This is a genomic window from Nocardioides sp. P5_E3, assembly GCF_054049275.1.
The window spans coordinates 74,261-86,265 of sequence record NZ_JBFUMR010000019.1; the positions used below are offsets into that span (position 1 = coordinate 74,261).

A 12,005-nucleotide genomic window follows, 5' to 3' on the forward strand; every position below is an offset into this window, starting at 1 on the left:
CTCAGCGGGACGCCAGCACCGCCAGGTCGCGTTCGGCGTAGAGCCGGTGCTCCCACTCCTCGTTGAGGACGACGCGCAGGCAGTCGGCGACGGTGAGCCCGGTGGCATCGGCGAGGAACGGCGTCGCCGAGGAGACCGACCGGCCCAACCCGGCGTCGGTCAGCCCGTCGAGCACCTCCGCGACGGTCGCCCGGCGCTGACGACGCAGGGCCATCACCTCGTGCAGCTCGGGCCGCGCCCGCCGTGCCCACGGCACCCCCTCGTGCTCGGGCGCCTCGTCCCAGGGTAGGTCGAGCGGGTGCCAGGGCGAACGGTCGGCGAGCACCACGCCGCCCACCCAGCACGCGTGCGCGAACCCGAGGTGGCGGAGGGTCTCGATGAAGGACCACTCGCCCTCGACCTGCTCGTGCAGTTGCTCGACGGGCACGGCCCGGGCGTGACCCATCGTCTCGCCCCAGAGCCGGTCGAGGACGGCGAACGCCTCCTGGAAGCCGGCGACGTCGGTCGGCGCCATCAGCGCGCGCTCGGGCATCCGCCGGTTGAGCTCGGCCTCGACGAGCGGTACGACGTCGACCCCGTTGACCACGAGTCGCAGCACCTCGCCGCTGATCTCCATGTCGGGGATCTCGACGCCGGTCATCCGGACGCCGTCGAAGTACGCCGCCCGCACGCGGGTGCGGCTGAGGTCGACCTCACGGACGTCGAGGTCGCTCATGTCGGCGCCCCGGAACGTGCTGCCCGAGAGGTCGACCCGCTGGAAGCTCGAGCCGCTGAGGTCCTGCTCGCTGAAGTCGGTCACCCGGGCAGGTTAGGGGGCGTTGCGGACGATCCGCGACCGGTTCGATGATGTCGCCATGACCGATGCACCCCGCACGCCCGGAACCGTCGCGGTCCCCGGCGCCGTCCTGTCCTTCGACGTCATCGGCGACCTCGCCGACGCGACCGCCGACAACCCACCGTTGGTGCTGGCCGGCTCGCCCATGGACAGCACCGGGTTCGGCAGCCTCGTGGCCCGGCTCGACGGCCGCGTCCTGGTCCTGACCGACCCGCGCAACGTCGGGCGCAGCACGCGCGACGACGACACGGCGGCGGTGACGCCGGAGCAGCACGCCGAGGACCTGCACGCCCTCGTCGAGGCACTGGGAGTCGGACCGGTCGACCTGTTCGCCTCGTCCGGCGCGGCCGTCAACTCCCTCTTCCTGGTCGCCGCGCACCCCGACGACGTACGTGTCCTGGTGGCGCACGAGCCGCCGATGGCCCCGCTGCTGCCGGACGGCGCCGCCATCGGGAGGGCGTGCGACGACCTGGTGGCTGCCTACGACGCGTCGGGCATCGGGCCCGGGATGGCCCGCTTCATCAGCCTGGTGATGCACCGCGGCGAGTGGACGGGCGACGAGCCGGTGCCGGACCCCGCGGTGTTCGGCCTGCCCACCGAGGACGACGGCTCACGCAACGACGGCCTGATGGCCAACATGCGCGGCGAGGGATGCACCCGCGTCCCGGACCTCGCCGCCGTCCGCGACGCGTCGACCACCGTGGTCATCGGCGTCGGGGAGGAGTCGGGCGGCCCCACGGACGGGGAGATCGCGGGACGCGCCGGGTACGCCGTCGCGCGGGAGCTGGGCGTCGAGCCGGTGGTCTTCCCCAGCGGCCACAACGGGTTCCTCGGCGGCGAGTACGGGCAGACCGGCAAGCCGGACGAGTTCGCCGCGCGGCTGCGCGAGGTGCTGGCGACCCGGTGAGCTGACGGGTGGGCTACCAGGTGAGCTCGATCTCGATCTCGTTGTCGTCACCGAGCTCGACCTCGACCTTGAGCCGCACCTCGTCGGGCACGGCCACCGTGACGCGGCCGCCCTCGCGGGAGAACTCCACCGAGTTGTGCTTGGCGAGCGAGTCGGCGAGGGCGCGCAGCCGGGCGGCGGCCGCCTCGCGGGTCATGGTCTGGGTCTCGTCCATCTCGAAAAGGTCCATGCCCCGAACGTAGACGATCGCCACCAACCGTCTACAGGCCCAGCATCCGCCCGATGATCTCCTTCTGGATCTCGGTCGTGCCGCCGTAGATCGTCTGGATCCGCGAGTCGGTGTAGGCCTTGGAGATCGGGTACTCGTCCATGTAGCCGTAGCCGCCGTGCAGCTGGACACCGGCGTCGACGACCCGCTTCTGCAGCTCGGTGGTCCACCACTTCGCCATCGACGCCAGCGCCGTGTCGACCTCGCCGGCGTTGAGCCGCAGCACGCAGTCGTTGATGAAGACCCGCGCGATGTGCGCCTCGGTGGCCATCTCGGCCAGCACGAAGCGGTTGTGCTGGAACGTGCCGATCGGCCTGCCGAACGCCTCGCGCTCCTTGGCGTACGCCAGGCACAGGTCGAGGACGTGCTCGATCGCGGCGACGGCGATGCAGCCGATCGAGATGCGCTCCTGGGGAAGGTTCTCCATGAGCGACACGAAGCCGGAGCCCTCGGCGCCGAGGAGGTTCTCCTTCGGCACGTGCACGTCGGTGAAGGACAGCTCGGCGGTGTCCTGGGCGTGCAGCCCCATCTTGGCGAGGTTGCGGCCGCGCTCGAAGCCCTCCATGCCGCGCTCGACGACGAGCAGCGAGATGCCCTGGTGCCCCGCGTCGGGGTCGGTCCGGCAGACCACGACGACCAGGTCGGACAGGATCCCGTTGGAGATGAAGGTCTTCGACCCGTTGAGGACGTAGTGGTCGCCGGCGTCCACCGCCGTCGTGCGGATGCCCTGCAGGTCGGACCCGGCACCTGGCTCGGTCATCGCGATGGCGGTGACGAGCTCGCCGGAGACGCAGCCGGGCAGCCAGCGCTGCTTCTGCTCGTCGGTCCCGAGCGCGGAGATGTAGGGGACGATGATGTCGGTGTGCACGGCGAAGCCCGGTCCGGAGGCCCCGGCCCGCGCCGACTCCTCGGCGAGCACCATGTTGTAGCGGAAGTCCTTGATCCCCGGTCCGCCGTAGGCCTCGTCGACGTCGAAGCACAGCAGCCCGCGCTCACCGGCCCTGCGCCAGACCTCGCGGTCGACGATCCCTGCCTGCTCCCAGGCGGCGTGGTGGGGCGCCACCTCCTTCTCGAAGAAGGCGCGCGCCACGGCGCGGAAGTCCTCGTGCTCCTGCTCGAGGATGCTGGGGCGGTCAGGCATGGTTCCTCCGATGGGCTGGGTCGGTCGGGGTGGTGGACCTCCCCGACGGGGTGAGGCGACGCCGGTGCGGCGTGCCTACGTTGGCGGGATGACTCTCATCAGCACGGCCGTGCGTGCCACCCACCTCGTCACGAACGCCGCGTGGTTCGGCGGCTCGCTGATGGGGGCGGTCGGGCTCAACCAGGCCGCGCGCGAGCCCGACACCGAGCGGGAGCGGGTCGAGGTCTCGGGGACCGGCTGGGAGCGGTGGGGTCCGGTGCAGGGCGCCGCGATCGGCCTGCACCTGCTGAGCGGGATCGCGATCCTCGCCGACAACCGCAACCGCGTCGCGACGCACCCGCCGACCACTGCGTCCGTGGTGGCCAAGACGGCGCTCACCGGCGCTGCCGTGGCCGCGTCCGCGGCGGCGTACGTCTACGGCCAGCGCCTCGGCGACGCGAGCGGGGAGGACGGCCACCCCAAGGAGCCCGAGGTCGCCGAGGACGCGCGCGGCAAGCTGGCGTGGCTGCAGTGGGCGACGCCGGCCCTCACCGGCGCGCTGCTGGTCCTCGACGCGCAGCTCGGCGAGCAGCAGCGGGGCACGGCGGGCCTGCTCGACCGGCCCTGGTGAACACGCTGGTGAACGATGCGTCATGACGCCGACCGGTTGAGCGCGTCGAGCATCGCGGTCGGTCCGAGGTCCTCGAGCCGGTAGCCGTGCGGGTAGGTGCTCGGTCGGTGGACGTACGCCGTCCGGCGCGGGGGAGCGAGGCGCAGCAGCCGCCCGCGTGCCCGCAGCCCGTTGCGCACCGCCCGGACGAACCACCGCGGCTGGCGCGGCAGGCCGAGCACCTCGCGCAGCGGCTCGTCCATGACCGCGATGGTGACGCGCCGCAGCAGCGGTCGCAGTGGCGCCGGCGCGACCTCCTTCGCGATGCGGATCGAGGCCTCGGCCAGCCGGGTGGCCTCCGGGGTGTGGGCGAAGTGGCGGCGCTCGTAGTCGACGAGCAGCGCCAGGTAGCCGTCGTACGTCGTGGGCAGGTCCTTGATCCCCATCAGCTCGCCGAAGCGGGTGGTCACCTTCGTGATCGCGGCGAGCTCGTGGTCGTCGAGGCGGCGCCAGCCGTAGGCCTCGATCCAGCGGACGGGGCCGACGATGGTGGTGGCGAGGACGTAGGCGAGCTCGTGGTCGGGGATGTCGTAGTGGCCGTGGATGCGGTTGAGCCGGCGAAGCGCGGCGTACGACCGCGGTGAGTCGATGCCGTCGAGGGTGGCCTCGTCCCCGATGAGGATGGTGTCGTCGTAGCGCTTGGTGCCGTGGTCCTCGAACTCCCGCGTGCGATCGAGGACGGCGGCGATGGAGGGGACGCCGTAGTCGCGCATGAAGGCGATGCCGGTGCCCTGCGAGTAGTCCCACGGGAACTCGAAGCGGGCGGTCAGCCGGAGGATCTCGTCGTGGTCGACCTCCGGGTCCAGGGACCGGATCCGGCGGAGGGTCGCGTATCGGCCCGGCGCGTGCACGAGGCTCAGGACACCCATTCCTTCACCTGCGCCACGGTGGCGGCCGGATCCTCGGAGACGGGCGTGATGTTGAGGTCGGTGACCCCGGCCTCCCTGAAGGCCGCGATGCGCTCGCGGACGTACGACGCCGGGCCGACGAGGTTGGCCGCCTCGAGCCACTCGGTGGGGACGAGCGCCTCGGCCTCCCGCTTCTTGCCGGAGAGGTAGAGGTCCTGGATCTCCTCCGCCTCCTTCTCGTACCCGTAGGCCCGCGCGACGTCGTTGTAGAAGTTCTTGCCCTTCGCACCCATGCCGCCGACGTAGAGGGCGAAGATCGGCCGCGCGAAGTCGAGCAGCGACTTGGTGTCGGGGCCCTCGCCGATGGCCACCATGCCGCCGGCCATCACCTGCAGGGGACCGAGGCCCTCCTGCCGCTTGGCGTTGCCGGCCGCGAGGGCGTCACCCCAGACCAGGTGCGCCTTCTCGGGGTGGAAGAGGTGCGGGATCCAGCCGTCGGCGATCTCGGCGGTCTGCGCGACGTTCTTCGGGCCCAGCGCGGCGATCCAGATCGGGATGGTGTCGCGCTCGGGACGGGTCAGCAGCTTGAGCGGCTTGCCGAGGCCGGTGACGGCGCCGTCGTCCTTGGTCAGCGGCAGGTGGAACTCGCCGTCGGCCGACAGCGGCTCGCGCCTGAGGCCGCGGCGGATGATGTCGACGACCTCGGCGGTGCGCGCCATCGGCTTGCGGTAGGGCACGCCGTGGAAGCCCTCGACCACCTGCGGCCCGCTCACCCCGAGACCCAGGATCGCCCGGCCCTGGCTGACGTTGTCGAGCCCGGCCGCGGTCTGCAGCAGGGCGCCCGGGGTGCGCGAGTAGATGTTGAGGATGCCCGATCCGATCTTCACGGTCTCGGTCGTGGCGGCCAGGTAGCCCATCAGCGTGGGCGCGTCGAAGCCGTAGGCCTCCGCGACCCACACGCTGTCGAGGCCCGCCCGTTCCAGCGCGACCACCTCGTCGGCCGCCTTGCGCGGGTTGCCGTCGTACATCAGCAGGGTGGCGAGACGCATGCCTCAACTGTGACAGTGGCACTGTCACGATGGCAAGGGTGGTCAGCGACCCAGGTCGGGGACCACCTCGGCGCCCGGCAGGTCCGCCAGCACCCGTCCGGGCACGAGCAGCTTGGAGCGACGTACGCCGCTGCCGATCACGACGACGGGCTCGTCGAGCAGCGCGTCGTGGACCAGCACGCGCCATCCGTCGGGGAGCCCGAGCGGGGTGATGCCGCCGTACTCCATGCCGGTCTCGGCGACGGCGCGTTCCATGGAGAGGAAGGACGCCTTGCGCACGTCGAGGATCTTGCGGACCAGCGTGTTGACGTCGGCCCGTGTGTCCGCGCGCACCACGCACGCGGCGATCCGCTCGTCGCCGGCCCGCGCGCCCGCCACCACGACGCAGTTGCCACCCGCCGTCATCGGGATGTCGTACGCCTCGCTCATCGCCGCGGTGTCGGCGAGGTCGGGGTCGATCCCGACCACGGCCACCTCGGCAGCCCCGGGCCACGCGGCGAGCGCGGCGGCGACGGGAGCGGCGACGAGGTCGGGGTGCTCGGTGGCGGGCAGGGACGTCAGGGAGGGGAGGCTCGGGAGCGTCACGCGGTCATCATGCGGCATTCACCCTCACGTCATCGAGGCACCACCGTCCGGTCCCCGTGCTCGGGCAGCGTGGTGCCATGACGGTGACCCGCGAGGCGGTGCACAGGACCTCGTCGTTGGTCCCCACCCCCGCCGTGGTTGCGCACCGCGGCGCCAGCGGGCACCGTCCCGAGCACACCCTCGACGCCTACCGGACCGCCATCCGGATGGGCGTCGACGACATCGAGCTCGACCTCGTCGCCACGCGCGACGGGGTGCTCGTGGCGCGCCACGACCTCGAGCTCAGCGCGACGACCGACGTCGCCGACCGTCCCGGGCTCGCCCACCTGCGCCGCACGCTGGTCGTGGACGGGGCGGAGGAGCACGGCTGGTTCGTCCAGGACCTCGCGCTCGCCGAGCTCAAGACCCTCGCCGCGCGTGAGCGGATGCCCGGCAGCCGGCCGGGCAACGCGGCGTACGACGGTGCGGAGGGCGTGCCGACCCTCACCGAGGTGCTGGCGATGGTCGGCGCGGAGTCGGTCCGGCGGGGCCGCCCGGTGGGGGTGGCGCTCGAGCTCAAGCACGCCGCCTACCACGAGGCGGCCGGCCTCCCGCTGGACGTGCCGCTGCTGCGCGAGCTCGCCCGCCAGGGGCTCGACCACCCGTGGGCGCGGGTGACGCTGATGTCCTTCGAGGCGCCCGTCCTCCGACGGCTGGCCGAGCGGACCCGGCTGCCCGTCGTGCAGCTGCTGGACCGCGGGCACGCCGTGACCCCCGACGAGCTCGACCGCATCGACGAGTACGCCGACGGGCTCGGCGCGCACAGGTCCCTCGTGCTGCCCCGGGACGCGCGTGGAGCGATCGGCGCGCCGTCGTCCCTCGTCCGCGACGCCCATCGCCGCGGCCTCACCGTCCATGCCTGGACCGTCCGCGCGGAGAACCGCTTCCTGCCCACCAACCTGCGCCGCGGGACCGCCCCCGACGCGCTCGGCGACATGGCGGGGGAGGTGCGGGCGCTCCTCGCCGCCGGCGTCGACGGGGTGATCACCGACCACCCCGAGGAGGCGCTGTCGGTGGTGCGCGAGGCGGCGACCGCCGTCGGCTGAGGGTTCACGGGGCGTTCACCACGTCGTCCGCGGCCCGCCGCCCCAGCCCGATTGGCTCGCGGGCATGACCTCTCGGACACGCGCTGGCCTCGGGCTGGCACTCGCCACCGCAACCATCTCCACCCTCGCCCCTGCCCTGACCTCGTCCGCCGCGAACGCCACCGCGGCGCCGGCCGAGGCCGCCGGGCCCTCGCTCGTCGAGCCCGTGCTCGTCGGCCACCGTGGCGCCTCGGGCTACCGGCCCGAGCACACGCTCGCCGCCTACGAGCTCGCCATCGAGCAGGGCGCCGACTACATCGAGCCCGACCTCGTCTCCACCAGGGACGGCGTGCTCGTCGCCCGCCACGAGAACGAGATCGGCGGCACCACCGACGTGGCGGACCACCCCGAGTTCGCCGGCCGTCGCACCACCAAGGCCATCGACGGCCGCCCGGTGACCGGCTGGTTCACCGAGGACTTCACCTACAAGGAGCTGCGCACCCTGCGCGCGAAGGAGCGGCTCCCGCAGGTGCGTCCCGACAACACGGCGTACGACGGCGAGGAGCGGATCCCGACCCTCGACGAGGTGATCAAGCTCGCCCGCCGCGAGGGCGTCGGCATCTACCCCGAGACCAAGCACCCGACCTACTTCGACTCCATCGGCCTCTCGCTTGAGGAGCCGCTCGTCGCAGCGCTGCGCAAGCGCCACTGGGCCGACGCCGACGACCCGGTCATCATCCAGTCCTTCGAGGTGGGCAACCTCCGCCAGCTCGACGCCATGGTCGACGTGCCGCTCGCCCAGCTCGTCGACGCCTCCGGCGGGCCTGCGGACCTGCCGGGCACGACGTACGCCTCGATGGTGACGTCGGCGGGCCTCGCCGCGATCGCGACGTACGCCGACGGGCTGGGCGCCGCGAAGAACCTGGTGCTCCCGCGCGACGCCGCCGGCCGGACCGGTGCGCCGTCGTCGGTGGTGCCTGACGCGCACACCGCCGGCCTGGTCGTGCACGTGTGGACCCTGCGCCGCGAGAACCAGTTCATGGCCACCAACTTCCGCCTCGGCACCGACCCGAACGCGCCCGGCGACCTGGCCGCGGAGGCGCGAGCCTTCCTCGACGCGGGCGTCGACGGGATCTTCAGCGACAACCCGGACGTGGTCGCCGCGGTGATGGACAAGACCACCTCTCAGCGGTGACAGGCAGAGCCTCGCACCGGCGTACGCTCACCCCGTGACGTACGCCGGTGCCGCCCCGACCGCGACCTCGACCGCCCTCCTCGAGCGCATCCGAGCATCGGTGATCGGCGACGACCAGGTGATGGAGGGTCCCTACGGTCCGCGTCGCGTCACCTACGCCGACTACACCGCGTCGGGGCGGAGCCTGACCTTCGTCGAGGACTTCATCCGCCACGAGGTGCTCCCGGCCTACGCCAACACCCACACCGAGGCGAGCGGCACCGGGCTGCAGACGACCCGACTGCGCGAGGACGCGCGACGGATCATCCGCGACGCGGTGGGCGGCGACGACGAGACGGTCGTCATCTTCTGCGGCTCCGGCAGCACCGCGGCGATCGACAAGATGATCGGCATCCTCGGCCTCCGCATCCCCTGCACGCTCGAGGACCGCCACCACCTGAGCGACGCGATCCCCGCCGACCAGCGCCCGGTCGTCTTCATCGGACCCTTCGAGCACCACTCCAACGAGGTGAGCTGGCGCGAGACCATCGCCGACGTCGTCACCATCCACGAGGACGCCGACGGCCGGGTCTCGCTCGACCACCTCCGCGAGGAGCTGGAGCGCCACGCCGACCGCCCGCTCAAGATCGGCTCGTTCTCCGCGGCCTCCAACGTCACGGGCATCGTCACCGACACCGAGGGCGTCGCCGACCTGCTCCACGAGCACGGTGCGCTCAGCTTCTGGGACTTCGCCGCGTGCGCGCCCTACGTCGACATCGAGATGTACGGCCCCGGCAGCTCGCGCAAGGACGCGATCTTCCTCAGCCCCCACAAGTTCATCGGCGGCCCGGGCACCCCGGGCGTCCTGGTCGTGCGCCGCGAGCTGCTCGCCAACCGGGTGCCGGTCGTGCCGGGCGGCGGGACGGTGATGTACGTCAACCCGACCGAGCACCGCTACCTCGAGGACCCGGCCCACCGCGAGGAGGGCGGCACCCCGGCGATCGTGGAGTCGATCCGCGCGGGGCTGGTCTTCCAGCTCAAGCAGGCCGTCGGCGTGGAGACGATCCAGGCCCACGAGGAGGAGCTGCTGCGCCGCGCGGTCGAGACGTGGGTCGCCGAGCCCGGCATCCAGATCCTCGGCAACCTCGACTCCCAGCGGCTCTCGATCGTCTCCTTCGTCGTCAAGGCGCCCGACGGGACCTACCTCCACCACAACTTCGTCGTCGCGCTCCTCAACGACCTCTTCGGCATCCAGACCCGCGGCGGCTGCTCGTGCGCCGGCCCCTACGGCCACCGGCTGCTCGACATCGACCTCGACCACAGCCTCCGCTTCGAGGCCCAGATCAGGGGCGGCTGCGAGGGCATCAAGCCCGGCTGGGTGCGGGTCAACTTCAACTACTTCGTCGACGAGGAGGTCTTCACCTACGTCGTGGAGGCCGTACGCCTCGTGGCGCGCGAGGGCTGGCGGCTGCTCGGCGACTACCGCTTCGACCCGCTCACCGGCCTGTGGCACCACCGCACCGGCCCGGTCGAGCCGCCGCTGCGCCTCAGCGACGTCACCTACGCCGCCGACGGCTCGATGACCTACCCCCGGCACACGACGACGGCCCCCGTCTCGGTGCTCAGGGAGCACCTCGACGAGGGCCGCGCGATCATGGCCGCCGCGTCTCCACCCGACTGGTCCGACACCGCCCACCTGGGGGCCGACTTCGACGACCTCCGGTGGTTCGCGCTGCCGGCCTGCTCCCTGGACTAGCTGCCGAGCTGCTGCCGGCGGCCCGGCCAGACCGTGGCCGCCAGTCCGGCGGCACCGGCCGCCAGCCACGGGATCGGCAGCAGCCAGCGGAGCTCGGAGGTGTCGACGACATCGCCCTGGACGAGCGCCCACACCAGCACCATGCCGGCGAACGCGACGCCCATCACGAGCTGCCCGATGTTGACCGGGTGCAGTCCGGACGGCTTGTCCGGTGCGTCGAGCGGGCCGGTCATCGGCTCGTCGTACGTCGTCTGATAGCTGGTGTCGTAGCCGTAGAGGTCGGAGTAGTCGTTCTCGTTGTCAGTCATGGCAGTGCTCCTCAGGCCGCTTCGCGGACGACGATCTCGCCGCCGACCAGGTCGATGGTGATGGACATGTCCGGGACGTCGGCGCCGCCGTCGACGAACCCGTCCTGGGTGATGTCGAAGCCGTCGCTGCTCTGGTCGAAGACCTGGCTCTGGCCGCCGACGACCTGGGTGTGGACGTCGACGTCCATCCCGTCGGGGACGACCACCTCGACGCGGCCGCCGACCCCGTCGATCGTGAGGTCGCGGCCGTCGAGCCCCTCGACGTCGGAGACGTCCGACAGGTCGAGGGTGAAGCGACCGCCGCCGAACTCGTAGGCCTGTCGGACCTCACCGGCGCTGGTCGGCGCGTAGTAGCGGTCCTGCTCCCCGACGTTGCTGCCGATGGTCGCCGCGGCCGTGCCGAACGCGGCGATGAACCCCAGGAGGATCAGTCCGCCGGCGCGGCCCCAGAAGGAGCCGATGACCAGCACCACGGCGGTGATGCCGAGCGCGAGGGCGGGGTAGGCGCTGTCCGCGACGTCCACCCCGGCCAGGTCGACCACGCCGAGGACGCCCTCGGCCAGCGCGATCAGCGCGATCGTGAACCAGAACAGGATCGGGCCGCGCTTGCGTGGGTTGCGCGGTCGCCGCGGCTGCTCGTAGGAGCCCCACGGCGCTGCCGGGGGGTAGCCCGTCCCGGGTGCCGGGGCGGGGTCGTAGGTCGTGGCGTAGTCGGTCGTGTAGTCCGCGGTGTCGCCCGAGGCGGGGTCCGGCACGAGCTGGTCGCCGTACGCCGGCGGCGCGGCGCCGTTGGCCGGCGCGGGCGTCCGCTGCTGCTTGCGGTGGAGGAACCACACGACGAGCCCGACGCCGATCGCCAGCGGCCAGGGGAACCAGAAGGCTCCGGCCCAGTCGCCGAGCGCGGCGAGCAGGGCGAGCACGCCGACGCCGGCGAGGGCGATCGTGCGGCTGCGTTGGTCGAGGCCGAGCGGCTCGTCCGCGGTGCCCTCCTCGGGCACCAGGATCCAGGCGGCGACGTAGAGGAGCAGGCCGGCCCCACCGAAGAACGTCGCGACCACGAGGGCGACGCGGATGATGATCGGGTCGACGTCGAGGTGGCGGGCGATGCCGCCGGCGACGCCGGCCACGTGCCGGTCGGTGACGCTGCGGCGCAGGCGGCCGAGGTCCTTCATCTCGTCGCGGGTGACCCGCGGGCCCGACGGGGGCGGGGTGCCCGGACCGGGCTGCTCGGTGGAGGGGCTGGCGTTGTCCATGCCCCAACTCTCCTCGGCCGGGACGCCCCGCACCATCGGGGACAGCCCTGATCCGGGCCGGGTCGACCGGGGTCCGGGTCAGGGTCGGCTCGGGGTCAGTCCTCATGGTCGGAGGCCTCCGCGCCTGAGACGATGGAGGCACGATGAGCCACCCCACGCCCCCCGCAC

At 72.5% G+C, this 12,005-nt stretch carries 13 protein-coding genes; 5 read left to right on the top strand and 8 right to left on the bottom strand.

Features of this window, described 5'->3' with window-relative positions; translation table 11 throughout:
- Position 1: 1 nt before the first annotated feature.
- Complete coding sequence (locus ACXJKB_RS13560; protein WP_457189165.1) at positions 2-799, bottom strand: DinB family protein; 798 nt, start codon at positions 797-799, stop codon at positions 2-4.
- Between the two features lie 55 nt (positions 800-854).
- Here ACXJKB_RS13560 and ACXJKB_RS13565 point away from each other — a divergent pair, with 55 nt between their 5' ends.
- Complete coding sequence (locus tag ACXJKB_RS13565; RefSeq protein WP_457189167.1) at positions 855-1,742, top strand: alpha/beta fold hydrolase; 888 nt, start codon at positions 855-857, stop codon at positions 1,740-1,742.
- A gap of 13 nt (positions 1,743-1,755) precedes the next feature.
- Here the strand turns inward: ACXJKB_RS13565 and ACXJKB_RS13570 are convergent, their stop codons facing one another.
- Positions 1,756-1,971 carry an amphi-Trp domain-containing protein gene (locus ACXJKB_RS13570; protein WP_457189169.1) on the bottom strand — a complete coding sequence of 72 codons (216 nt, stop codon included), beginning with the start codon at positions 1,969-1,971 and terminating at the stop codon, positions 1,756-1,758.
- 31 nt (positions 1,972-2,002) lie between these two features.
- Entirely contained in the window at positions 2,003-3,151 is a 1,149-nt protein-coding gene (locus ACXJKB_RS13575) for an acyl-CoA dehydrogenase family protein (RefSeq protein ID WP_457189171.1), read from the bottom strand.
- 88 nt (positions 3,152-3,239) lie between these two features.
- Here ACXJKB_RS13575 and ACXJKB_RS13580 point away from each other — a divergent pair, with 88 nt between their 5' ends.
- Positions 3,240-3,761, top strand: coding sequence for a hypothetical protein (locus ACXJKB_RS13580; RefSeq protein WP_457189173.1), 522 nt, complete (start codon positions 3,240-3,242; stop codon positions 3,759-3,761).
- 20 nt (positions 3,762-3,781) lie between these two features.
- Here the strand turns inward: ACXJKB_RS13580 and ACXJKB_RS13585 are convergent, their stop codons facing one another.
- From ACXJKB_RS13585 to ACXJKB_RS13595, 3 genes are read right to left on the bottom strand one after another with little or no spacing between them, the layout of a single operon-like run.
- The gene (locus tag ACXJKB_RS13585) at positions 3,782-4,669 is read right to left on the bottom strand and encodes an oxygenase MpaB family protein (protein WP_457189175.1); all 888 of its coding nucleotides are present in this window, start codon (positions 4,667-4,669) and stop codon (positions 3,782-3,784) included.
- Complete coding sequence (locus ACXJKB_RS13590) at positions 4,657-5,697, bottom strand: LLM class F420-dependent oxidoreductase (protein ID WP_457189177.1); 1,041 nt, start codon at positions 5,695-5,697, stop codon at positions 4,657-4,659. Before ACXJKB_RS13590 ends, ACXJKB_RS13585 begins: the two co-directional genes overlap by 13 nt.
- Positions 5,698-5,739: 42 nt before the next feature.
- Positions 5,740-6,282, bottom strand: coding sequence for a YbaK/EbsC family protein (locus tag ACXJKB_RS13595; protein ID WP_457189179.1), 543 nt, complete (start codon positions 6,280-6,282; stop codon positions 5,740-5,742).
- A gap of 77 nt (positions 6,283-6,359) precedes the next feature.
- On the opposite strand from ACXJKB_RS13595, the gene ACXJKB_RS13600 reads away from it, so the two are divergent.
- The 3 genes from ACXJKB_RS13600 to ACXJKB_RS13610 all read left to right on the top strand — a co-directional run bounded on the left by ACXJKB_RS13600 (position 6,360) and on the right by ACXJKB_RS13610 (position 10,276).
- Positions 6,360-7,367, top strand: a complete 1,008-nt coding sequence (locus ACXJKB_RS13600; RefSeq protein ID WP_457189181.1) for a glycerophosphodiester phosphodiesterase family protein — start codon at positions 6,360-6,362, stop codon at positions 7,365-7,367.
- A gap of 64 nt (positions 7,368-7,431) precedes the next feature.
- Positions 7,432-8,541 (top strand): glycerophosphodiester phosphodiesterase, encoded by a 1,110-nt coding sequence (locus tag ACXJKB_RS13605; protein ID WP_457189183.1) that lies wholly within the window; start codon positions 7,432-7,434, stop codon positions 8,539-8,541.
- Between the two features lie 34 nt (positions 8,542-8,575).
- Positions 8,576-10,276, top strand: coding sequence for an aminotransferase class V-fold PLP-dependent enzyme (locus ACXJKB_RS13610; protein ID WP_457189185.1), 1,701 nt, complete (start codon positions 8,576-8,578; stop codon positions 10,274-10,276).
- Here the strand turns inward: ACXJKB_RS13610 and ACXJKB_RS13615 are convergent.
- On the bottom strand, positions 10,273-10,584 hold the full coding sequence (locus tag ACXJKB_RS13615; RefSeq protein WP_457189187.1) for a hypothetical protein: 312 nt from the start codon (positions 10,582-10,584) through the stop codon (positions 10,273-10,275). The genes ACXJKB_RS13610 and ACXJKB_RS13615 overlap by 4 nt on opposite strands.
- 11 nt (positions 10,585-10,595) lie before the next feature.
- Entirely contained in the window at positions 10,596-11,837 is a 1,242-nt protein-coding gene (locus ACXJKB_RS13620; protein ID WP_457189189.1) for a PspC domain-containing protein, read from the bottom strand.
- Positions 11,838-12,005: the final 168 nt, after the last annotated feature.

Coding starts and splice junctions, on each gene's coding strand:
- ACXJKB_RS13615 (WP_457189187.1), bottom strand. CDS start 10,584: ATGACTGACAACGAGAACGACTACTCCGACCTCTACGGCTACGACACC.
- ACXJKB_RS13580 (WP_457189173.1), top strand. CDS start 3,240: ATGACTCTCATCAGCACGGCCGTGCGTGCCACCCACCTCGTCACGAAC.
- ACXJKB_RS13590 (WP_457189177.1), bottom strand. CDS start 5,697: ATGCGTCTCGCCACCCTGCTGATGTACGACGGCAACCCGCGCAAGGCG.
- ACXJKB_RS13565 (WP_457189167.1), top strand. CDS start 855: ATGACCGATGCACCCCGCACGCCCGGAACCGTCGCGGTCCCCGGCGCC.
- ACXJKB_RS13570 (WP_457189169.1), bottom strand. CDS start 1,971: ATGGACCTTTTCGAGATGGACGAGACCCAGACCATGACCCGCGAGGCG.
- ACXJKB_RS13600 (WP_457189181.1), top strand. CDS start 6,360: ATGACGGTGACCCGCGAGGCGGTGCACAGGACCTCGTCGTTGGTCCCC.
- ACXJKB_RS13605 (WP_457189183.1), top strand. CDS start 7,432: ATGACCTCTCGGACACGCGCTGGCCTCGGGCTGGCACTCGCCACCGCA.
- ACXJKB_RS13575 (WP_457189171.1), bottom strand. CDS start 3,151: ATGCCTGACCGCCCCAGCATCCTCGAGCAGGAGCACGAGGACTTCCGC.
- ACXJKB_RS13620 (WP_457189189.1), bottom strand. CDS start 11,837: ATGGACAACGCCAGCCCCTCCACCGAGCAGCCCGGTCCGGGCACCCCG.
- ACXJKB_RS13585 (WP_457189175.1), bottom strand. CDS start 4,669: ATGGGTGTCCTGAGCCTCGTGCACGCGCCGGGCCGATACGCGACCCTC.